The 25,869-nt window shown below is 25.1% G+C and carries 15 protein-coding genes; all 15 read left to right on the top strand.

Features of this window, described 5'->3' with window-relative positions:
* Positions 1-3: 3 nt before the first annotated feature.
* On the top strand, positions 4-2,334 hold the full coding sequence (locus tag ACXX88_RS00820; RefSeq protein ID WP_458559297.1) for a hypothetical protein: 2,331 nt from the start codon (positions 4-6) through the stop codon (positions 2,332-2,334).
* Between the two features lie 2 nt (positions 2,335-2,336).
* Positions 2,337-2,825, top strand: a complete 489-nt coding sequence (locus ACXX88_RS00815; RefSeq protein ID WP_458559296.1) for a hypothetical protein — start codon at positions 2,337-2,339, stop codon at positions 2,823-2,825.
* Positions 2,825-5,959 carry an ABC transporter permease subunit gene (locus ACXX88_RS00810; RefSeq protein WP_458559295.1) on the top strand — a complete coding sequence of 1,045 codons (3,135 nt, stop codon included), beginning with the start codon at positions 2,825-2,827 and terminating at the stop codon, positions 5,957-5,959. The genes ACXX88_RS00815 and ACXX88_RS00810 overlap by 1 nt, the downstream gene beginning before the upstream one ends.
* A gap of 1 nt (position 5,960) precedes the next feature.
* The gene (locus tag ACXX88_RS00805; protein WP_458557586.1) at positions 5,961-6,914 is read left to right on the top strand and encodes a sugar ABC transporter permease; all 954 of its coding nucleotides are present in this window, start codon (positions 5,961-5,963) and stop codon (positions 6,912-6,914) included.
* Position 6,915: 1 nt separating this feature from the next.
* Positions 6,916-8,115, top strand: coding sequence for an ABC transporter ATP-binding protein (locus ACXX88_RS00800; protein WP_458559294.1), 1,200 nt, complete (start codon positions 6,916-6,918; stop codon positions 8,113-8,115).
* 1 nt (position 8,116) lies between these two features.
* Positions 8,117-8,656 (top strand): hypothetical protein, encoded by a 540-nt coding sequence (locus tag ACXX88_RS00795; protein ID WP_458557588.1) that lies wholly within the window; start codon positions 8,117-8,119, stop codon positions 8,654-8,656.
* Positions 8,622-10,442: an alpha-amylase family glycosyl hydrolase gene (locus ACXX88_RS00790; protein WP_458559293.1), complete on the top strand. Its 1,821-nt coding sequence runs from the start codon at positions 8,622-8,624 to the stop codon at positions 10,440-10,442. Before ACXX88_RS00795 ends, ACXX88_RS00790 begins: the two co-directional genes overlap by 35 nt.
* Before the next feature lie 131 nt (positions 10,443-10,573).
* Positions 10,574-12,787 carry a P68 family surface lipoprotein gene (locus ACXX88_RS00785; RefSeq protein ID WP_458559292.1) on the top strand — a complete coding sequence of 738 codons (2,214 nt, stop codon included), beginning with the start codon at positions 10,574-10,576 and terminating at the stop codon, positions 12,785-12,787.
* A complete protein-coding gene (locus ACXX88_RS00780; protein WP_458559291.1) occupies positions 12,787-13,545 on the top strand; it encodes a thermonuclease family protein in 759 nt (252 codons plus the stop codon). The genes ACXX88_RS00785 and ACXX88_RS00780 overlap by 1 nt, the downstream gene beginning before the upstream one ends.
* On the top strand, positions 13,526-15,259 hold the full coding sequence (locus ACXX88_RS00775) for an ATP-binding cassette domain-containing protein (RefSeq protein ID WP_458559290.1): 1,734 nt from the start codon (positions 13,526-13,528) through the stop codon (positions 15,257-15,259). Before ACXX88_RS00780 ends, ACXX88_RS00775 begins: the two co-directional genes overlap by 20 nt.
* A complete protein-coding gene (locus ACXX88_RS00770) occupies positions 15,259-16,272 on the top strand; it encodes a carbohydrate ABC transporter permease (protein WP_436358786.1) in 1,014 nt (337 codons plus the stop codon). The genes ACXX88_RS00775 and ACXX88_RS00770 overlap by 1 nt, the downstream gene beginning before the upstream one ends.
* Positions 16,238-17,191 (top strand): carbohydrate ABC transporter permease, encoded by a 954-nt coding sequence (locus ACXX88_RS00765; protein WP_458559289.1) that lies wholly within the window; start codon positions 16,238-16,240, stop codon positions 17,189-17,191. Before ACXX88_RS00770 ends, ACXX88_RS00765 begins: the two co-directional genes overlap by 35 nt.
* Positions 17,192-17,197: 6 nt before the next feature.
* Positions 17,198-17,359 (top strand): hypothetical protein, encoded by a 162-nt coding sequence (locus ACXX88_RS00760; protein WP_436358788.1) that lies wholly within the window; start codon positions 17,198-17,200, stop codon positions 17,357-17,359.
* Between the two features lie 86 nt (positions 17,360-17,445).
* Positions 17,446-18,132 carry a winged helix-turn-helix domain-containing protein gene (locus ACXX88_RS00755; protein ID WP_436358789.1) on the top strand — a complete coding sequence of 229 codons (687 nt, stop codon included), beginning with the start codon at positions 17,446-17,448 and terminating at the stop codon, positions 18,130-18,132.
* 95 nt (positions 18,133-18,227) lie between these two features.
* Positions 18,228-25,865 (top strand): hypothetical protein, encoded by a 7,638-nt coding sequence (locus ACXX88_RS00750; protein ID WP_458559288.1) that lies wholly within the window; start codon positions 18,228-18,230, stop codon positions 25,863-25,865.
* Positions 25,866-25,869: the final 4 nt, after the last annotated feature.

The following is a 25,869-nucleotide window of genomic DNA, read 5'->3' as shown; positions in this document are numbered from 1 at the left end:
ATTATGAAGAAAAAATTAATGAAATTTTTAGGTTTAACTGTTTTTGCAAGTCCAGTAGCAGCATTTGTTGCTTGTGGAGCTACAAATGAATTTGCAGATTCTAAAGAAATTATTGTTGCAAAAGAAGGAAAACAAGATCAATTTTGAAAAGCAGTTGAAGATGAATTTAACAAAACCGAATGAGCAAAAAAAGGTTACAAAATTAAATTTGTAGAAAAAGATGTTTTCGGAGCAATCGATACTATTACAAATATTGGTAACACAGATAAAAATGCACCTGACTTAATTTATGCACCAAATGATAGAATTACAGACTTATTAAGTAAAAGAACACTTGCGTCTTGAAAACCAGAGTTAAAAGATGCTATTTTAAATGAAGTTAATGCAACAGATGACGAAAAAGCATTTGTAAATGACTTTGGTACATTTAAAGGAAGATCTAAAAAAGATAATGGAAAATTCTATAACTTTGCCCACAATAAAGAAGGTATTGTTGTAATGTCAAGCAAAACACTTGATGAAGTGAAAACTGAATTAGCTAATACATCAACTGATGAAATGGTTGAATTAGTAAAAGAAGGTAAAGCATTCTTTAGAATTCAAGATGGTTGATATGGTAATGGGGTTTTAGCATCTATTCTTAGCACAGAGGAAATGGGAAAAATCATTTATAAAGATACAGCAGCAAACAAATGATCTTCTGGATTTATGAAAGGTGATCAATATAATAGCGACTTTTCTAAAGCACTAGATGTTGTTGGAGAATTATTATTCCCAGTTTATGAAGCAGCTTTTGTTAAAACTGCAGATGAATTTAAAACTACAAAATGAGCTACAAAAGGAATTGACCAAGGTGCTTTAAAAGATCTTTTAAAAAATGATCAAGGTGTTGTTCAAAATAAAGTTGTTGAGTTATTAAGTAATAAAAAATTAGACTATGCGTTTGTAGGTTCATGAGATTTTGGAACAGTTTCAAAATCAGGAATTAATACATTCTTTAATGCTCCAAAATTAAAAGGTGAACTTAAATATACACAAGCTCCAGGAACATGATCATGGGCAATTAACTCAAGAAATAATGGTGCAGTTGCTGATAGACAAGCTGCTATTGAAGAAGTATTAAAATTAATTTTTAAAACAGATTCATATTATGGATACTTTAAAGGAGATACAAAAATTCCTTACTTTACCGAATCACAAAAAGCTTTAAGAGTTCTTTCAGATAGAGATGCAGCAGCTGGAAATAAAAAATTAAAAGACTTAGTTACAAAAACACATTATACAAATGAAGAAAAATTATTAAAAGCATATAATGATTTATTATCAGAAGTTAATAAAAACTTAGCTACTGTTTATGGAACTGCAAAATCTTGAAGTCAAGAAACAGATAAAACAAATCCTTTAGGAGATAAAAATAAATATAAAGAAGAATATGTTAAAGATAAAACCAAATATCCTTTTGTTAGTGATGAATTAATAGGAAAATTAGGAGAGTTAAAAGAAGCTACTGGTTTAAGAAATGCCCTTTCTGCATTATTAGGAATTCAAAATGTTGATTTACTAAAAGGTGGGGGACAACCTTGACAAATTGCTCCTACTTTAGTTAAAGATGGTGTTGCATTTGACAAATCTTGACTTGAAGGTCAAACAGGAAATGCACATGTAAGAAAAGTAGAAAATTATATCTTTGGTGGTTCAACAGAAAATATAATGATTGAAACTGCTTCTAAATGAAAAGAAAAAGAAGCACAAACAAAAGCTTTAGATGAAGCTAAAAAACGCGCAAAAGAATTTTCAAATAAATATGCTAAAACAACAGTTTCAGATGATATTATTAACAAAGCAGTAGAGTTATATATGAATAACTTCTTCAATGAAGCAGATTGATTAAAATGACAAGATGAATATAAAGCAGTGTTTAATGATAAAAAAGCAACAGAAAAATTCCCTGCAGAAGGACAACAATTAACAGGTACTAAATCAGAAGCTACAATTAAAGAAGTAGAAGATATTATTTTAGAAGCCACAGGCACATCAGTTGCTAAAAAAGTTGTTGATGTTATTTCTTCAACAACTGAATTAAAAGATGGTGGATACGGAATCCTTAAATTACAATCAGAAAGATTAGATAGAGGAAATCCACAATTTAGTAAATTCTGAGGAACATGAAATGACAATATTTTAGGAAACCAAGAATTTTATAATAGTTTAGCTACTGAAGGTGTTAAAACTTTAGAAGCTTTCCAAACTAGATTAAAAGATCAATTTAGTAAAAAATTCAAAGAAGCAGTTGATGCTTTAGATAGTAGTAAAGCTTTAGATTATATTAAATAATAATGAAACCAAAAATACAAATAGAAAGAAGAATTTTTTACACATTAATTATTCTTCTTTCTATTTCTAATATATTGTTACTTTTATGATTACTAGATGGTTTAATTTTAGGAACAAATGCATATGATAATTTAGCAATTAATTCACAAAAAGAAAGTATAAATAATTTCTTAACACTTAGGTATGTTGGTTATATTAGTAATTCATTAATTTTAGTAGGTTATTTAGTAAATATACTAGTTTCTCGAAGAAATGGTGTAGCTTATCTTTTTGGTTTTGTTTGAATAACTTTATTTATAGGAGTTTTACTAGTTCCTTATTTTTCAAGTGGTTATATTACTGAAAATTGAATTAGATTAACTTTAGTAATTATATGGAGCATAATTTTTCCATTTTTAATATTAATTAATATTTATTTGATGTTTCAATTAAGATTAAAAAGACAAAATTACTATTATGAAAAAATAAAAATACATAAAGGAGGTAGATAATGGAAAAAGTCAAGATGTGAAATTGATACGGTGAATCTTTTGATAGAAAAGTCAATGATTCTAAATTAAATTATTCTTCTTTTTTAAATCAAGCAAAAAACGTGTTTGATAGACAAAAAAGAGAATTAGATTTAAAGAAAAAAATCAATAAAGAACTTTTTATTAAAGCAAAAAGAAATTTAGAATTTGAACAAGAAAAAGCATTAGAAACACTAAAAATATCTAGCAAAAATAAAATACAAGTTTTAGAAGAAACGTATAAACAGTTAAAAATTTCAGATAAATTAACTTCTTTTATTGCTTTTGAAATTAAAAAAATAGATAAGCAAAATGCCGAATCTGCTAATTATGTTAAAAACTATTATGCAATGCTTTTAAAAACAGCTGATGAAGTAGAAGTAAAAGAAAAGAATATGACTTCTATTATAAATAAAGCAAAAGCAGATGAAAATAAGTTACTCAAACATAAAGCTAAATTAGTAATTTTACATAAATATTTATTATTTACTAAAAAGGAAGATTTAATTTATTCTGAATTAGAAGAATTTATACAAAAACGCACAGGAATGTTTTCAGAATTAGAAATTAAATCAATTTTAGAAGAAAAAGAAAAAATAGAAAATCTTTTTAAAACATTAAAAACTAAAAGAGAAAAATTTCAAACAAAAAAAGCAGAAATTACAAAAGAATTTCCTATTATAAAAGAAGAATCTAAAAAAGAATATAAACAAGAAGTATCTAGAATTAAAAAAGAATACAAAGAAAGAATTTTAGAAGCTGAATTTTCTTATAATAAAGAATATGATGAACAATTAGCTTTAATAAAAGCAGAATTTAAAACTAAAAAAGAAAAAATAGAATCTAAAAAACAAGAAATTGTTACTTTAAGTAAAGAAAAAGAAGCAAAATACTCTCAGTATGTTAAAACTAAAGAAGAGCAAGCTAAAATTTTAAAACAAGAATATAAACAAGAATTAAAATTAGCAAAAATGCTCTTTAAAATTAATAAAGAATACAACAATTCTTTATTAATTAGCAAATTTTTAAAATTAGAAGAAGAAAAACACTTAAAAACCATTTATTCTTTATATAAAAAAGAATTAGTTAATAAGTTTTTAAATAAACAAGACTATAGACAAGATATTGAAAATAAAATACAAAATCACTTTAATTCTTTAGTACAAGAAATTAATAATAAAACTAAAGATTTAAATAAAGAAGAAAACTCAAAATTAAAAATAATTTTAAATACTAATTTACCTTTAATTTTAAAAAATCAAAAGAACAGAAATGTTAAAAATTTAGTTAAAGCTAATTATTATAAAAAATTAGGAAAATTACAGCAAGAATATTCTTATGATGGTGATTTTTTACTTAAAAAATCTGAAGCGTTATATGAATATGCAAAAGATTCTAATAAACAATTAAACTCTTCTGCAAATGAAATAAAAGATGCAAAATTAAAATTACATAAAATTAATTTAAATGAAACAGCAGAAGATAAAGTTAAATATAAAAATCAAATTTTATCTTTAACAAAAGAATATAAAGAAAAAATTGCGATTTTAAAACAACGTTATAAAAACAAAGATTTAACTAAAAAAGCATTTGCTTTTAAACTAAAAGAAGAGAAAATTCTTTATAAAGAAAAATTAGTTACTCTTAAATTACATAACGAAAAAGAAAAAAATAAAGTTATAGTAAAAACTCAATACAGCAGACTTTCTTCTCAACTTAAAATCACTAAAAAGATTTATGAATCAAAAGTTGTTGAAGCTATTAAACAAGTACCTACTGAAAACAAAAAAGGTGCTAAATATAAAGGATTGTTCTTGAATTTACTATTTCCAGGATTAGCACAACTTATTTTATTTAAAGAGTATAAAAAAGGAATTTTATTAACTTTACTAAGCGCCTTTTTATATTTAATATTTGTACCCTTTTCTTTAGGTATTACGTGAAATAAAATAGGGGGAATTCAAGGAATTGTGGATTTAGGTAAAAGTGTTCACAATATTGACCTTGGAATTTTACCTGATGCAAGATTCTGGATGTTTGGAGCAGCAGCATCGTTTATCTTATTAGGAATAACCATTGCTTATGTTGTTTCTAGCGGTATAGGCGCTTATAGAAGAGGTAAATTTTTAGAAGAAGGAATGAGACCTCAAAACTGAACACAAACTAAAAAATGACTTTCAGAGCAAGGTTTTCCTTGATTGATATCAATTCCGGGGTGATTTTTAATTGCATTTATAGTTGTTGTTCCTTTAATTACTTCATTATTCATTTCTTTATCAAATACAGGATTTCAACATACACCACCTTCACAAACAGTTGATTGAGTAGGATTTACTCAATACGGAAAATGATGATTATTTAGAAACAACGGATTATTAACTTCATTATCAAGAGTTATTTCTTGAACATTGATTTGAACATTTTCAGCAGCATTTTCTGTAATAGTTGTAGGTACATTATTTGCTGTTTTAGTAAATATGGAAAAAATTAAAGGTAAAAAATTCTTTAGACTAATTTACATTATTCCATGAGCTATTCCTGCCTTTGTTACAATAATTTTCTTAAAATCTGCTTTCCAAGGAGATGCCAATTCATATATTAACTATATTTTAATTAAATTAGGTCTTATTGAAAATAGCATTAACTTCTTTGGAAGTGTTCATTGAGTAAGATTCCTTTTAATTGTTATTCAAACATGACTTGGGCACTCTTACATTTTCTTACTAATTACAGGTAATTTACAGTCAATTCCAAAAGATATTTATGAAGCTGGAGAAATTGATGGGGCTAAACGCTCTAAATTATTTAGACATATTACACTACCAATTTTAGTTTCTTCATTAGCTCCGTTATTAATTGGGCAATTTACTTTTATGTTTAATAATTTCACAATTATTTCTTTATTTTCTAATGGTGGTCCTGCTTATGCAGATCAAACAACATTTAGTGAATCAGGTTCAGACATTATAATTTCCTGAATTTATAAACTAACAACAACAGTACAAATAGATGGAAACGTTGCTTTCTCATCAGCTCTTGTTATTCTAGCTTCAGTATTTTCAGTATCTATTGCAGCTTATGGATTTGCTAAAAATGCAGCAAAAGGAGGAAGATAAAATGAGAAAATACTCTTTAAAAAGTAGAATTCCAGAAAATAAAATAAAATTCGAAAATTTTAAAAATAAACAAACTAGAATTCATACTTCAGACTCCAAACCTTTAACTGTTTCAGAAGGGATATTCTTATTTTTCAATTATTTAATATTAATTGTATGAACATTTGTTATTTTATTCCCTGTTGTTTCAATGATATTAGCTTCATTTAATACATTTAATCAAAAATATTTATCATTATCACCAGAGTTATATAAATTTGGTTTTGATAATTTTACTTATTTATTTACAAATGTAAGAAGTAAGTATGTAAATTGATACATAAATACTTTAGCCATAGCAGTAAGTACAATGCTTATTACAGTTATATTTGTTGCTTTTAATGGTTATGCATACTCAAGATTTAAATTTGCAGGTTCTAAACATTCGCTTTCTGTAATTATGCTCTTACAAATGATTCCATCAACAGCTTCATTAATTTCGCTTTATATTATTGTTGCTCTTGGTAGGGACTCACTTGGAATTGATCCTAGAATAACTTTAACAATAATTTATTCTGGTGGAGCAATTGCAGGAAATACCTTTGTTTTCAAAAGTTATTTAGATTCCATCTCAAGAGAGTTAGATGATTCTGCAAAAATAGATGGTTGTGGAAACTGAAAATTATTTACAAAAATTTTATTACCGGTTGCTAGACCAATGATTGCTATTATTGCTTTATGATCATTCTTGATTCCTTTTGGAGATGTAATTTTACCAAAATTTGCAATTACAAACAGAGATCAAACTACACTTGCTGTTGGACTAGATAGTTTTATTACAGCAGAAGATAAAGAAATTAACGTTGGTGCTTATTCAGCAGGTGCCTTACTTGCTTCTATACCACCATTTGTACTATTTATGTTCTCACAAAGACACATTGTTGGTGGTCTTTCTGAAGGAGCGGTGAAAGGATAAAATGAAAAAAGAAATTGATAATATTTTAGATAATCAACTTGATGATATTAATTCATATGATTTAGAATTCGATAAATTCTTAAATGAAATCGGAGAAGTTGGACAAAAAACAACTGGTGGAAAAATTCAATTAGTTAACTTATCTAAAAAATATGAAGGAAACGACAAGTGAACTTTAAAAGATATTAACTTAACCATAGAGGCAGGAAAATTCTGTATTTTCCTTGGTCCATCTGGTTGTGGTAAAACAACTTTATTAAGAATGATTGCAGGATTAAACTCAATCACCAAAGGTGATTTACTTTTTAATGGTAAAAGATTTAATAACCTTTCACCATCTGAAAGAAATATAGCTATGGTTTTCCAATCTTATGCTCTTTATCCACATATGAATGTTTATAATAATATGAGTTTTGGATTAAGAATTGCAAAAGAAAGAAAAGATATTATTGATAGAAGAGTAAAAGATGCTGCAAAAATTTTAAAAATTGATAACTATTTATATAATAAACCTCGTGATTTATCAGGTGGTCAAAGACAAAGGGTAGCAATTGGTAGAGCTATTGTTAGAAAACCTTCAATTTTCTTAATGGATGAACCTTTATCTAACTTAGATGCTAAATTAAGAGAATCAATGCGTAGAGAAATTGTTTCTATCCACAGACTTTTAAACACAACATCTATTTATGTAACACATGATCAATTAGAAGCAATGACAATGGGAGATCAAATTGTTGTTTTAAATGAAGGAAAAATTCAACAAAACGGAACAAGCAAAGATCTTTATTTTAGACCAGCTAATGTTTTTGTTGCCAAATTCATTGGTTCACCAACAATTAACTTATTAAATGGAACAAATAACAATAATACTTTTAAATTAGAAGGAATTAATTTTTCTTTAAATCTTCCAGAAGAAAATAGAGAAAAATTATCTAAATACAAAGATTTAATAGTAGGATTTAGAACAGAAGATGTTTTAATCAATGAAAAAGAAGTTTCTAATTCAGTTAAAGGAAAAATTTATAACATTGAATCTCTTGGAAAAGAATTATCAATTGTTGTAAAAATTTCTGATAATGTAGAAGTTGTATCTACTGTTCTTAATAATAGAGATTTTGAACTTTATCAAGATGTATGAGTAAGTTTTAATGAAAGTAGAATCCACATTTTTGATAAAGAAACAGAAGAAAGATTAAACTAATATGAAATTTTTTAAAACATACAAATATAGAAAAATTTTCTTTATTTTATCTATTATTGTATCACTAACTTGTTTTGGTTTATTTTTTGCTTTCTATAATTCAGCGAATGATTATTTAGCGATAGAAAAACAAATTTATACCACTGATGAAGCATTTAATAAAAGTTCAGTTATAAATCCACAAATTCCTATTTTTATAACATTTTGATCTATAAATAGTGTGCTTTGATTTGTAATTATTTTTATTTCTATTTTTTCTATAATGTTATTAGTAAAGCAAAAAAACAACGCTAGTTTACTTATTAAGATAAACATTATTTTATTGATTTTAACTATAATTCTAACATCAGTTTTACTTTCTTTTCAACCGCCTATTGATGAAAGAGATGAAGAAAACATTATTTATCCACCTAACTATATTTCAGGTTGATTAATATTTGCTTTTTCTGTAGTTGTTGCTATTTTTGGAATCTTTTCTTTAAAAAATTATGGATATTTAATCAAAAATGAAGAAGAACATTTGAAACAAATTGTTAGTTAAATTTATGATAAAAAGCGGGGTATTTCCGCTTTTATCATATGGTTTATTAACATCATGCAGCAATACAGATAATTTTCATAAAGAATATTCCTTATGAGGGGATGTACAATTTCAGACAAATAAGAAAGAAAAACTTTCTTATAAAGAAGATGATGAAAATGCAAAGTTAGTAGCACCTTTAACTAAAAATGATAAAAATTCTTCTGTTATATACCAAGTATTAGTTTATTCATTTGCAGATGGAAACAATGATGGTATTGGTGATTTTATAGGATTAAAAAATAATTTAGATTATTTTAGCAATTTAGGAATTGATCAATTATATCTTTCACCAATTCATTCTGCAAGTTCTTATCACGGTTATGATGTAATTGATTATACAGATGTAGCACAAGAATTAGGTGGAAAAGAAGCGTTTTTAGAATTTTTAAAAGAAGCACATAAACGAGGAATTAAAGTATATTTAGATTTAGTTTTTAATCATACTTCTTTTGAGCATCCTTGATTTCAAAAGGCATTACAAGGTGATCCAAAATTTAAAAATTTTTATCGTTTCTATTCTTCACAAGTACAAGATACACATCAAGATACTCCTGAATTACGCTCTTTATTTCCAAATTTAAAAAACCAAGAAGCAACATATAAGTTTTATACTTCTAAATTTTGAGCAGGAATGCCTGATTTAAATTTAGATAATCCAGAAGTTATAGAAGAATTAAAACACATTCAATCTTATTGAACCAAAATAGGAGTAGATGGATTTAGATATGATGCTTTTGCTGAGTTTTTCTCTTCAATGGGAGAAACAAAAAATAACTATAATGAACAAAAAATCTTTAGTGAACTTAGAAAAAGTTCTCAAGAAGCTCTTCAATCCCAAAATCTTCATAAAGATATTTTTATGATGGGTGAGTGACTAGATGATGCTTTAAAAGCTACTGTATACTTTAATTATAATAATGAAAAAGCACTTGGAACCATTTATGATGGAAAACATTGAAAAGAAAATTGATTCGTTTCAATTGATAAAGATGATTTAAATAATCAATTAACTAAAATAGGATCACACCAAGAACATCCTTGAGTACCTTTTTTAACTAATCACGATACTGATAGATGAATTAATTCATTTAGAGTAAATATGCCAAGACCTACCAAAGATCCAGAAACCTTTGATAGTCCTTTAAAGGCAAGTGAATTAAATACGCCACTATCACAAAGAGAAAAAGACGCAATAAGAAATGCTTACTTTTACCTTTTAATATTACCATCAACCCCTATTATTTACCATGGTGATGAGTTAATGATGCATGCAAATAAAACTTTTGGTGATCCTGGTATAAGAGAACCTTTTAAATGAAAAGATACATCTAAAAGAGTAGAATTCAAAGAAAAGAAAAGTCTAAATGACTATATTCATTTAAATTTTTCAAAAGATACCCCATATGTTGAAGATCAAGTTAAAGATAAAAATTCTATTTATTCAATGATTAAATTTTTATTAGACTTTAGAAGCAAGCACCCTTTTATGTACTCTCAAGATTTAGAGACAATCGGAGATGCTTCAAATTATCTTGAAAACACTTCAGACCAAACCATTATTAGACAAAGTAAAGATAAAAAAGAAAAATATCTATTTATAAACACTGTTGGAATTAATGATAATATTAATTATAAACTTAAAGATGGTGTAGAAGTAGAAACCATTTATTCTTATAATTCCAAGGTAAATAATAAGCAAATTTCAATTGGAAATATGGGATTAATAATTTTAAAAATAAAATAATTGAAATTTTATAATTTTTTATAAAATATAGATTATAATACATATAAATATGAGAAAAATTTAGAACAAAATCAAACAATTTTAAAATACTTTATTTGTTCTAATTTTTTTAAACAAAAAAAGAGGGGAATATGAAAAAGAAAACATTATTAACATTATCAAGTTTAGCAGTAGCGGGAGCATCACTAACAGGTTTAGTATCTTGTTCAAGGGATACAAGATTTGATCAAACTAACGATGAAACAATTAAAATAGCTAACACATTTGGTTCTACTGGAGCACAAACAGAAGCATTACAAGCAATTGTAGAAAAATGAAATAGTAAAGCAGAAGTTAAAGATACAAATAACAAAAATTATTTAAAATTAGAATTATTTGCTATCAATGGCGGATATAACGGATTAACATCAGATTTAGAACAAAAGTTAAAAGCAAAAGCAACAAACGGTCTATATAACGTTGCTTTCAACTATCCAGCAATAGTAGGTACTTTAGCTAAATATGATATGCAATTAGACTTAAATGGTTCTACACCAGAAGAAAAAGCAGTTAAATTAGCTGATACAGTTAAAGCAACTTTCTCAGAGAAGTTTTTACAAAGTAATTCACAAATAGCAGGAATTAGTAAAAAAGGAGATGAAAACTCATTATGATTAATTCCAAGTAGTAGATCATCTCAAGTTATAACTATAAACAAAGAAGTTTTTGGTTATATAATTAGACAAGCAACAGCAGAATCTTTAGGTGATAAAAAAGCTACTATTAAAACAGAAGATCAATCATTTTTCGATGAAATTAAAAATTCTAACCACGATGAAACATTTGTTAAAACTGTTTGAAAAGACTATGTACCATCAACTAAAGCTGAAGGTGGTTTAGGTGGTTATGAGTTTAGAAAAGATGTATTTGAAAGTTACGATGCATTATTTGATTTAGTTTCAAGAATTAAAAAATCCTTCCCAAAAGCACCAGAAGGAGATATTAATAAAAGAGCAGAAAATGTTTTTGGAGTTGACTCAATTTCAAGTTTATTATACTTAATGGCATTTTCAGATGTTGATGGAGATTACTCTAAATTCTTATTTGGACTAAACGATAAAAAGTCTTCTGTTGATTATGTAAATGCATTAAAAGAAGGCACAGAAAAGAACCAACTATTTAAGAAAAATTTTGAAAAAATAGCTAAATTAATTAATGAAAAATCACTATTTATAAAGGAAAATTCCGATTATTCGTCAAATCGTTTAAAAGGGCATCAATTAGCTTTTGCAATTGCTTCAACAGCTGGATATAGACATAATTTTTCAAAAAACGGATATTCAGAATACATTTTAACAATCAATTCTGGTTCAAGTAAAATAGAAGATAAAGTAGCAGCAGACTATGCAAATTATATTTATAAACCAACATCAGAAGAAATTGCAAAAGGTGTAATTGCTAAATTATATGATGCAAGTAAAACTATAGATACTAATACTAAATTTGTTTATATTTATGATAAAAATGGATCAGGAGCTTCAGAATTTAATAAAGAAGGAAACAAAAATATTGAAGTAACAAAAGAATGAAAAGATGCTTTAGAAAAATTATCTAAATTTTCAACAGCTACTGCTGGAGAAAAATTAGGAGTTTCTTCTACAAATTCTAGTTTTAAAGATTTAAAAGAAGATATAGAAAATAAATATATTATTGCAGCAGGAAAATCGTCAAATGGTTATGATTCTTATTTAATTGATATTAAATGAGAAAAAACAGATCAATCTGATGGGTTCCGTAAAGTTTCTCACGATTCTAAAGAAACTCTTCAAGAAAATGAATTAGGTTACATTACCAATCCTTTCTATACAACTAAAAAAGATAATGCTAAAAAAACTATTATTGCTCAAGGTCCCTCTTTAATTGGTATTCACTCTAATAAAGTCGAAGACTTAGGAACTTTAAACTTCTTAAAATGATATATAACAGAAAAACAAAATTGAACAGTAGGAACAGGCAATAAAGCTAAAAGTTATACAAACTTAACTCCACTTGAATTCTTTGGACAACACAGTGGATACATTGTGGCTTCTGAAGGAGTTTTAAACAAAGAAGCGCCAGTAGGTTATGATAAATTTAATAAAGAAGCATTTAATTTATTTAAAAAAGCAACAGAAGGTGCAGATAAAGATCAATATGCTATTTATGAAGATCCAACAGATTCCAGATCTTCAACTTTCAGAGATGGAATAGATACTTCATTTACTAACTATGCAGACAGATCAGCGAATAACAAGGGTAAAGCAGAAACATTTGAAGAATACTTAGTAGCTCTTAAAAACCTATTAGGAGCATCATTTACTAAATAATGAAAAAAATTATAAAAGCAACCTCATTGGTTGTTTTTCCATATATAGCGATACCTTTTGTTGTTTCTTGTAATAATAACGAAGCTAAATATTTCAAAGAATCAACTGACTTACCTCCTTTTGAAAAATTAAATGCAAAAATAATTAAATGAAAAGATGGAGATACACCTGTTTTAGATTTTGGGGATAACCAAACAATAGAAGGACAACAATCTATTAGAGTTGCTGGAATCGATACACCTGAAAAAAATTTAGGTAAAGATCATAAAATAGATGATTTCGAAAAAAATTGAGCTGAAAAAGCCTCTAAATTTGGAGAAAATACTTTACCTCCTGGAACAGAAGTTACTTTTATTTATGGAAGTAAAGTTACTAGATCGTACGAAAGAGTAGTGGGTTGAATTTTTTATAAGCAAAACAACATTTGAAAAGATTATTCTGTAGAAATAATTAGAGAAGGGTTAACATTACCAAATTTAAAAAAAGCTTGAGATGTTAGTTTTAAAACAAATGTAGAATATTATGAAGGTATAAAAATGTGAAACGCTTTCCATGAAGCTCTTTCAAAACATAAGAATTTTTATCAAAATGTTAATTCAGATAAAGATCTTTATGAATTTGCACAAAAAGTTTACAAATCTAGAGGTGTTCCACAATACCAAGCATTTTTAAAATCTACAGAAGATAATGTTTTATCAAGACATAAAACAAATGTTGATAATGAAGAAAGTGAGAAAAATGCAAATCAAAAAAAATAATAAAACTGAGATATATGATTTTATAAGGAAAATCAAAAAAACAGCTGATGAAAGATATAAAAACAAAGATGAGTTAAATGCTATTGAAATAAAAAATTTAGTAATTGATTACGGAGAAACTATAGCTGTTGATAATGCGAATATACAGATAAAAAAGGGAGAATTGGTAACTTTACTTGGTCCTTCTGGTTGTGGTAAAACTACTACTTTAAATGCTATTGCTGGATTATTAACGCCTACAAGCGGACAAATTTTATTTGAAGGAGTAGATGTAACTAAAACTACTCCTCAAGACAGAAAAATTGGTTTAGTATTTCAAAATTATGCTTTATATCCACATTTAAATGTTTATGATAATATTTCTTTCCCTTTAACAAACGATAAAACTTGAAAAGTTAGAATGATTGAAAAATCTACCAAAGCACAACACGAAGCAAATTTAATTATTTTAGAAAAAAATGGTGCAACAAAACAAGAAATTGATAATTTTAATAAATTGCTTTTTAACTTCTTTGATGTATATAAAGAATTGAATTTAGAAATTAATAATTTAAATTCTAGTGTTTATAAAAAATTAAATGAACTTAATAGTAATTATGAATTAGCTTTAATCAAAAAACAAAATGAACAGAAAAAAGCAAATTTAGATACTATTGAAAAATTAAAAGACAAAAGCTTAGATGCAAAATTAACAAGATATGAACATTCTCTTAAAATTAAAGAAATAAAAACTAAATATTCAGATTTAAGAAAATCATTGAAAAATGAAATTGAAAAAGAAAAACAATTATTAAAACAAAATAGTGAATATTTGGAGTTAAAACAACTTAAAAGCATATATAAATCAGTAGTTCAAATAACCAAAAATGACTATTATTCCTATCAAAAAGAATTAATTAAAAAATATACTCTCGATATTTCTAAATTAAATGTAGATGAAACTAATAGATTTAAAGAATTACAAACTAAAAATATTTCTATTAAAAAAGCAATAGAAAATGCTGTTTTAAATGTTGCTGAAAAAGTAGAAATTACAAAAAATTTACATAAAAAACCAACTAAATTATCTGGAGGACAACAACAAAGAGTTGCCATTGCTAGGGGTATAGTAAGAGAACCAAAAATTATTTTAATGGATGAACCTTTATCTAACTTAGATGCTAAATTAAGAGTTCAAACAAGACAATGAATTAGAAAAATACAGTCTGAATTAGGATTAACAACTGTTTTTGTTACTCACGATCAAGAAGAAGCGATGTCAATTTCAGATAAAATAGTATGTATGTCTTTTGGAAAAATTCAGCAAATAGGAACTCCTATGGAACTTTATAATAAACCAAAAAATGAGTTTGTTGCTAAGTTTTTAGGAATACCTGAAATGACTATATTTGATGCAAATATAAAGGAAAATCACGTATTTTTAAATGATGTAGTATTAAAACACTTTGAAACTAATTTAGAAAATGTAAGAGTAGGAATTAGAGCAGAAGATATTCAAGAATCCTTAAACGGGAAACTTACAGGAAAAATAGTTTCCATTGAATATTTAGGAAAAGAGATTTTCGCTAAAATAGAAGTTGATAATGTTGCTACATTTAACATTTTCTTAAAATTGAAAAAAATGTATGAGATCAATGAAGAAGTTAAATTCAACATTCCTGCAAATAAAATTCATTTATTCGATTCAATAACTAAAGAAAGAATTGATATCTAATGAGAAAAATTTATTCATTTCTTTTGCAAAGAAAACAAAAACAAACTAAAAAAGATTTAGGGATTTTAGATAAAAAAGTTGCTTATTGAAAACCTTTTTTACTTTTATTACCTTCTCTATTCATCATAGTTTTATTCACAATTTTCCCTTTTATTTTTTCAATTGGTTCATCAATTAGTTATCAATCAGATCCAAACGATGCTCAACAAATTGAATATGGATTTAATGCCTTTGTAGATGTACTAAATGATAATAACTTTAAAATTGGTGTAAGAAATTCCTTAATTTATTCCATTTTATCTTTACCAATAACTTTAGTTATTTCGATACTAATTTCTAGTGTAATTTCTTCACTTGTTCAAAAATGAGCTAGAGGATTTTGACAAACAATTTTCTTTTTACCTTATATAACAAGTGCAATTGCCATTTCCATAACTTTTGCCTATATATTTGATACACAAATAGGTATAGTTAACAAAATTTTTGGAATCGAAACTAGATGACTAAATTCCGGACATTATCAGTCATATAATGCTATTTTTGTGATTTTAGTATATGGAATATGAAAAAATTTAGCTTTTCAAATTTTAATTATTACAACTGCAATGCTCGGAGTAGATAGAACTCTTTACAAAGCAGCAGCTATTGATGGTGCTTCCAAAACTAAACAATTTTTCAAAATTACCTTACCATCAATAACAAAAACTTTAAATTTCTTAATTACAATAGGAATTATAGGTGGAATAAAAGTGTTCCCTATTGCTATATTTAATAATGATTTAAATGCAGCAAAAACTAATGGTGGTTCCACCATAATTCTCTTTATCTATGATATGGTAAAACAAGGACATTATGATTTAGCTGGAGCAGCTACAATTATTCTCTTTCTTCTTGGTTTAGCTTTATCAACTTTCTTAAAACAAGGGATAAAAATAATTTTATTAACAATAAATAAGTTAGGAGAAAGACATGTTCTGAATGCTGTTAAAGTTACAAAACTGAATCTCAAATAAGATTTCACAAAGAAAAATAGAAAAAATTTCTTCTGAAGTTAGAAATGTTTCTTTATGAAAATCCATTTTATCCTTGTCAGTTAAATTATTAATCTTACTGGTTTTTGGTGTAATAATTATTTTTCCTTTTTATTTTATGCTTGTTTTTGCTCTGGCACCAGATGATCAAGCAAACGAAAGAGTTAATGAAATTGTTTTATTTCCAGAAAAATTTCAATGAGATAATTTTTCAAGAGCTTTAAATGATGGTTATTGAGAAGCTTTGGGTTGAAGTCTTTTAGTAACTTTTGTATCAGTTATTGTAAAACTCTTCTTTTCTGCTACATTTGGATATGCTTTTTCATTAAAAAAATGAAAATTTAAAAAACTATCTTGATTGTTTTTTCTCTCAATACTAATTTTGCCAGAAGTTGCCCTTTTTATTGGACAATATAAAACGATAATAACACTAAAATGAGAAACAAATGCTTTTTGATTATCTATATCTTTAATTATGCCATATGCTGCTTCTGTATTTTCTGGTTTTATGTTCAGAAATGCTTTTGAAGATATTCCTGATAGAATAAAAGAAGCTGCAATGGTAGATGGATGTACAGGAATTAATTTCTTTTTCAAAGTTGCAATTCCAATGGTGACACCAACCATATGAACAGTTGGTATTTTAACTGCATTTGCTGCTTGAAATTCACTATTATGACCTTTATTAATTTTAGGAAAAGATTCACCAGTACAATTAATTAATATTTATCTATTAGATGTTGGGGTGAATCCAGATCCGGATGATCCAATAAAATTATTTAAAAATGTAAAACTTGCAGGTGCAATTTTGGCTATTCTTCCAATGTTCATAACTTACTTCTTATTTAGAAGAAAAATTCTTAACGCAATATCTAGACAAGGTTCAACAATTAAAGGATAATTAATTATGACAAAAGAAAAAGTAAAAAAAGTTAAAAAAAGAGTATCAGTTTCTACAAAATGAGTTTTAATCTCTTTAACCGTTGCATTAGGAATAGTTTTTACAGTTTTCTCTGCTTGAGGATTTTTTAAAGTTTTTATAGAATTGCTAAGTGGTAATTTTATATAAATATATAAACTAACATTAGATATATTCAACATATATATAAGTAATTTATTTACATATAACATAATTTGTATTATAATTAAATTAATATGAAAGAAAAATTTGAAAAAGAAAAATCTAAAACTAAAAAAAGCGAATTAATAGAATATTTATTATATTTAATTAAAAATAGAGTTTTAGAACCAAATGAATTGATGCCTTCAGAGCACTTTTTAATGGAAAAATTTGGTGTATCTAGAATAACAGCAATTAATGCTTATCAACAACTAGAAGGAATAGGTGCTATTTATACAAGAAGCAAATTAGGAAGATATGTAGCTGAAAATTTTAGTGGTCTTGCTAAAGCTTATTCATCTTTAATTAAATACGAATATTCCACAACACAAAAAATAGAAAGAATTGAAGGCGATGAACCACAATGATTCTATCGTCAAAATATAATTTTCTTACTTGGATTCAATGCTTTTAGAAAACAATATTTTAACAAAAACAAAGAAGAAATAATGGTTGCAGAACATTATGTATCAAGAAGATATGAACTTCCAGAAAAAATGGATCAACAATTTTCAATACTAGAACACTTAGTAAAAACACCTTTAGCAATTACTAAAATGGCTTATAAATTAAAATATGAAAAAGTTGATAAATGAGGTTTTGAATATCTTGTTGTTATCTATGCATGGGGATATGATGAAGCCGGTATTTCAGTAGCATCGCGTTATGTAGTTCATCCAGAATACTTCACATTCTTCCATACTGAAAAAAATCTTAAATAAAGGAAAAACATATAAAAAATATGTTTTTTTCTTTTGTTTTAAAACGATTTTTGTAGTATCATTTAATAAAGAAATGAGTGTAAGAAGAGGCGGAGATGAAAATAAAAAATAAAAAGAAAAAATCATTATTAATATTATTATTAATTTTAGTGCCTGGTTTTATTGCTACAGCTGCAACTCTTCCTTTTGCTTTTTTTAAAAAACAAAAGGAACAAATAGAAAAAAACCCTATTATTGGAGATCAAAAAGCATCAATTAACAAGGTAAATAAAATAGAATTTGCAAACATTACTGAAAATTCAGTAAGTGTTTCTTTACAACCTGAAAATAAATTTGAAATTTCACCAAGTTCCAAAATTACTTTAGAATTAAGTAATGGTACAAAAGCAGTTGCTGAAAAGTGAAAATTTAATGATAAAAACATTGTTTTAGAAATAAATAAACTAAAAGAAAATACTAATTATACTATTTATGGAATAGAAGTAGACAACAAACCTTTACAAATAAATAGTTTAGCTAAAAAAACTTTTAAAACAAATAAACAATTTTTTGCCCAAAATACAGAGATTATAAATATTAAAGAAACAGAAGCAACTTTAAATTTTGATTTTGAAGAAAACATAAATCATTTTAATTCTTTATCCATTGAATTTTTAAATGGAAAAGCTCAAAATTTTTCTAATGTTCATATAAATAACCATAAAGTTGATTTGAAACTTGAAAGTTTAATTGCTTCTACTGATTATACAATAACTAAAATAATGTATAATCAACATAACATATTGAAAAAAAATATTAAATTCACAACTTTAGAAAAACAAAAAGTAATTTTAAGAGACTTTAAAGTTCTAGAAAATAAAGAAAATTCAGTCAAATTAGAAATATCTATTGATAATTCAAATTTAATTTCCAATGATCAAGAGATATTTATTAATTTAAGAAGTAAAAATGGAAACGAAGAAAAAAGAATCAATAATTTTTCCGTGTTTGAAAATAAAATCACTTTTGTTATAGATGATTTACAAAGCGACACAAGTTATACAATAGATACTATAAAAAATAATCAAGATTTTTGAAATCTAAATAATAGTGATTTTAATTTTAAAACTTTAGAAAAAAATTATTTTGTTTCCAATATAAAAGTTAAAGATATTGAAACCAATAGTGCAAGATTAGTTTTAGATTTAAATGAAAACATAGAGCTACAAAAAGTTGAAATAAAATTAGATAAAAAAATAGAACCTTTTGTTTTTACTTTTTCCAACACAAACAAAAATATAGAGTTACTTTTAAATGATTTAATGGATAATCAAAACTATTTCATAGAATATATAAAAATCAATGATAAAAATATTCAATTTCCTATTTTTAATTTTAAAACACAACTTTCAGCACCTATTATAAATAATATTTCTTTAGTTGAAAAGGATACAAATACAGCAACCTTAGATTTTATTTTCAGTAATAAAGAATATTTTTCTACTTCAAAAATTATCACAATAACTTTAGAATTTAAAGAAGGGGAAGAAATAAAAGAAAAAGAATTTAATTTTACCATCAATAATAATGAAAATTCTTTATCAGAACATTTTAATTTTTATAATTTATTACCTTCTACTATTTATAAAGTTAAAAAAGTTGAAGTTGAAGGGAATGTTTTAAAAAGTAAAGTTTCTAATTTTTCTTTTAGAACATCTGATATCGTTATTGAATATGAAAAAAATATTACTTTGTCTGAAATTAGTTCAACAACAAATTCAGCCGTTATTCAATTAAGTAACTTATCAGATAATTTAGATAATAATGATATTGAAAATATAAAAATTAAATTAGTTAATGAAGAAGATTATAAAAATGTTGAATTTACAAAAGAAGATAATGTAATACAAATTCATTTAAGTAATTTAAATGAAAATTCGACTTATCAAATAGAAAATTTAAAAATAAATGATGTAGTTTATAATCCAACTAACGTTTTTTCTTTTAAAACAAAAGAGGAAGAAGTAAAAAATACTAACATACAAATTTTATCTTTAAATACACACTTTGCACAACTTCAATTATCATTTAACAAAGGAAATGCCTTTATAGACGGAGATTTATTAGTAATAGAAACAAGAGATGAACAAGGACAATTTCAACAATTTTCACAAGAATGAAGAGCTTCAAATAGTTCTATTATATTAAACAACTTAAAAAGCAACACTAGCTATTACATAAATAAAATTTACAAAAATAACAAAGAGATATTTATTGAAAGTACAAATAGAAATTTTCATACTTCAGCTTTAAGAATGGAAAATTTTGAAGTTATTAATACGACAGAAAATAGTGCTAAAATCAAAGTTTCTTTAAATAATATTAGTCTTTTTGATAAAGGAAATAGAATAAAATTAATTTTATCCAATTCAGGAAATCAAGAAGAAAAAGAAGCAAATAATTACGAAGTAAATGGAAATTATATTTATTTCACAATTAATAATTTAAACAAAAATACATCTTATAATGTTGTTAATTTTAAATATGATGAAGAAACGGTTATTTTAGATCGCAATTTTCCAACAATTCAAACAAAAAACAGGTTGCAAATTGAAAATATTTCATATAAAGACATAAGTCAAAAATCTGCAACTGTAATTTTAACTTTTACAAATGTAATAGATAAAAATATTAATAAAGATTTAAATATAATACTTGATAATAACGAGAGATATTTTCAAACTTCTTTTTTATTGAATGATTCTAATCGATTGGAAATTAGTTTTAATAATTTGCAACCTAATAGAAATTATTCTATTAATTCAATAATACTTGATAATGAAGAAATTAATATTAGTAATTTAAATACTCAATTTAAAACTCTAAAAAATCCAAAAATACGGGATTTTACTGTAAATTCTATAACATCTGATTCGGTTGATTTAATTTTAAATTTTGAAAATTTAATTTATAATTCCAATTCTATATTTAATATAAAATTTTCAAACTTGGATTCAATCTCTATTTTATCTTCTAAAATTCTAAATAATAGTTTAACTTTACACTTAAATAATTTACATTCAAATTCTTTATATGTTTTAGAAGAAATAACATTAGATAATAATAATGTAGAAAAAGAAAGGGATTTTTCATTCCAAACCCTTCCTAATTTAAACTTAACTAATAAAAGAATAACTAATATTACTCATAATTCTGCTCTTTTAGTACTAACTTTTGAAAATATAAATGATGTAGACTCTAGACACCCTATAATTGTAGAGTTAAATAATGGTGATTCATATAGATTTAATGATTATCAAAAGGAAAATGATAGTATTTCATTAAGTTTGGAAAGTTTATCAGCAAACACCACTTATAAAATATTATCAATAAGACATAAAAACCAAAATTTAATTAGTAATGAGCAAATTGACTTTAGAACATTATTAATTCCAAGTTCTCTTTCTTATGTAACTCAAAATTCAAGCACTTATAATTCCATAGACTTTACTTTAAATTTTAGAAATCCTGAGTGAATAGAGATAAATAAACCAATAACAATAGTTTTAGAGAAAAATACCACAAAAGAAGAAATTTCTAAAACTTTTAACCCTTTTAATTTAATAAACAAAGCTTCTAAATTTACATTTAACGATTTAGAAAGCAATACAATTTATAAATTAAAGAGCATAATGCATAAAAATACACAACTTTTAACTACAACAAATTCTTTTGTGTTTCAAACAACCAAAAATATTAATTTAGAAAATGCAATTATTCACTCTGTAACAACAAATTCTGCAGTTCTAAATTTAACTTTTAACTCATTGAAAGACATAGATAATACCGTTCCTATTGTTGTTGAATTTTCAAACGGTACAACTTTGGAATTCATAAACTATGAAAAACAAGGAAACCTTATTTCACTTCATTTAAATAATTTAGTTCCTTATACAAATTATTCTGTTTTTTCCATAAAATACAATAGAAAAAACATTTTAAATAACTTAAATATTAATTCTTTTAGAACAGAACAAACTGCTTCTTCTGTAGTTAATGTTACAGAAGATAACAAAAGTTATAACTCTTTAAACTTAGCATTTGAGTTTTCAAATAAAGAATGAATGAATTTAAGTTCTCCAATAAGATTTGAATTAAAAAATTTATCTAATAATAAAGTGGTAAGACAAGAATTTGCCCATTTTAATATTGAAAATAATTTAGCTAAATTTAGTTTTCAAAATTTAGAAAGCAATTCAAATTATCAAATAACAAAAGTTGAACATAAGCAACAAAATATTTTAAATAGTAATTCACATTATGTTTTTGCAACTACAAAACACATTCATTTACTAAGTAAGTCAGCTGATAATGTTACAACAGATGCTGCAACTTTAAATTTAACATTTGAGAATAATAAAGATTTAAATAATTTGGAACCTATAACTGTAGTATTATCTAATGGCACAAGCAAAAATTTTACTCATTATGTTTTAAATAATAATGAAGTTTCTTTTCAATTAGATAATTTATTTGCATTTACAGATTATCAAATAACATCTATTAATTATGGAAATATTCGTTTATTAAATAATTATGAAACAATCAATTTTAAAACAAAACAAAGAATTTCTTCTTTATTAGGTATCAATAATTTATTAACTAGTTATAATAGTTTAAAATTAAACTTTACTTTTTCAAATAAAGAATGAATAGATGTTCACCAACCTTTTGTAATAGAGTTACAAAATACTTCAAACAATCAAATCATAAGTAAAACTTTTAATGCATTTAGTGTTGAAAATAACCAAATTCCCTTTGTTTTTGACAATTTAATTAGCAATACAACATATAAAGTTAAAAATGTAAAACACCAAGAAATTAATCTTTTACCAGAAAACTCTTCTTATTATTTTACAACTAATAAAGATGTTAAAATAATAAGCACTTCAATAGATAACATTACTTTAAATTCAGCAAATTTACATTTAAATTTTAGAACTATTAAAGACATTAATACGCATAATTCCTTTATAATCGAATTTCAAGGCGGGGAAACTAAAACAATTTCTAATTATTCTATAAACAACAATATAGTAACAATAAATTTAAGTAATTTAGTCGAATCACAAAATTACTCTATAACTCAAATTAAATATGAAAATAAAAATTTAATTGAAAACTCAATTAATTTTAGAACAGATGATTTTGTATCAATTAATAATTATTCAGTTGCTAATGTTAATGAGCATTCCGCAAGTATAAATGTTGTATTTAATAATCCTAAATATTTAAATTCAAATGAAAATATAACTTTAGAGTTTTCTAATGGATTAGTGAAAACTTTTTCACACAATTTAATCACCAACAACTCTTTATCACAAATCATTTCTGGATTAAATCAAAATACCACTTATACACTTAAAAATATAAAATTAGGTAATATAATTTTAAATCATTCTGGAGTTTATACAAGTTTTACCACAGCAAAAAGTGTTACAGTAGTTAGCGGATTAAGTTTTAGTAATATAACTTATAATTCAGCAAATTTAAATATAAATTTATCTAACACTGATTGACTAGAACAAAATCAAAATTTAGTTATTTATTTGATTAAAAATAATACTAATACAGAAATTCGTAAAGAAGTAACTTTAAGTTCTAATAATAGTAATATAACACTAAATTTAAATAATTTAGATAGTAATTCTACTTATAGAATAAGCAGAATCAATCACAAGAATATTGATCTTCAAATAAATACTAATACACGAGAATTTAGCACTAAAAAGGATATTTTATTAAAAACAATGCAAAGCAGTGATGTTCAAATTGCTTCTGCTAAATTAACTTTAAAATTAAGATCTACAAAAGATATTTCAACTAGCGAAAGATTAACTGTTGTATTAAATAATCGTGAAAAAAATATTGAGAATTTCAGAATAATCGATAGTACAACAATTGATTTAATGTTAAATAATTTAGATTTTAATACACACTATACAGTAAATAATGTTAAATACAACAATCAGTCAATGGAAAAAGATTCATCTTTTAGAACTATTTCTTTCACAACTAAAGACAACCCACAAAGAATTAAAGTTTCAAACATTTCTACAGAACATATTACAACTTCAAGTGCTAATATGATAATTTCTTTTGAAAACGCTTCTCAATTTGATAAAACAAAAGAATTGGTTTTAAATTTTAATAATAATTATTCTAAAAGATTTACAAATATCGTTTTACTTAATAATAATATAAGTTTAAGTCTTGATAATTTACTCGATAATACTGAATATGTATTGCAAAGTATTACTTATGATGATAGAAGTTTGGAAATCAAACCAGAAGTAGTTAAAAACTTTAGAACAGAAGCTAGAAAATTAGAAGTTGCATCAATTCAAGTTAAAAATCTTGAATCTGATTATGGAGTTAGTGCAGATTTTGTTTTAAGATTTAAAAATCAAGATTTATTTACAGGAAAAAAAGAACTCAAAATCAAAATTCAAGATGTTAATGAGGCTAGAAGAACGGTTTATGCTAAATCTAAAGATATAGCTCTTGATTATGATAATAAAATAATTCTTTCAACTAATTCTTTATATAATAATAGAATTTTTAGAATAACCGATGTTTTATTTGATAATGTATCAATTAAGTTTCCAAATGTAGATGATTTTAAACCATTTAAACGGGCAAAACCTTTAATTTCAGATGGAACACCGCCTGAACCAGATTATCCAGAACCAACAATTGAAGAACCTTCAAATAATCAACCATCAACACCAAATCCTGAACCAACTCCTGCTCCGAAACCAAAACCAAACTATAACTATGATCAACCACATAATCAAGATGAGCACACTAGATACTATAGTGGAACAAGTTTAAATAATTTAGATTGAATGAAATCCTTAGATGACTCTGCTAGAATTTCAGATTTAAGTATTCCAGGAACTCATGATAGTGCGATGTTTTCAGGAACAGGTTTCTATTACTTTTTTGGTAAGGATTATGCAAAAACACAAGCTAATAACTATGATACACAACTAAAACAAGGAATTAGATTTTTTGACTTAAGAATAGATGAGAATATGAATTTAAGACATGGTGTAACTTATGCTACAACCAACTTAAGTAATGCTCTAAGAGATTTTGCTTATTTCTTACAAAGACATCCAAGTGAATTCTTATTATTAAGAATAAAAAGTGAAGATTATAAACCAGGTCAAAGTCCACAATTTAGACAACAATATAGACAAAAATTTGAAAATGCTCTTTTAAAACATTATGATTATTTATATCAAAGAGAATCATATAAAGGAACTTTATGACCAACAGTTGCTGATTTAAGAGGAAAAATGATGATATTCAATGATCTAGATCCTAAAATTACAACAGATACTTCTTGAGGTCCAAAATACAACTCAGGTGGGCAAGCAGCAAAACCTTATATTTTTTATACACAAGATAACTTTGAAGCTACGCCAAATGACAAATATGACGCTATCAAAGGACAATATGACATTAGTACCAAGTATAAAGGTAAAGGAGTGTTATTTTTAAACTTCACATCACACACTAATTTACCTACCACAATTTTTAGATTAGCTGAACAGGCTAATCCAAAAGTTTTAAATCTTCTAAAAACCTATGAAAAAGATCATAGATTTATCTCTGGAATCACAATTATGGATTTCCCAGGAGATGCACTTGTGCAACAAGTTATTAAAATGAATAGAGTTAAGTAACTGA

This window comes from Mycoplasma sp. 5370 (assembly GCF_054343435.1).
The sequence above is the reverse complement of the archived record's forward strand: the minus strand, read 5'-3'. Positions and strand labels throughout refer to the sequence as shown.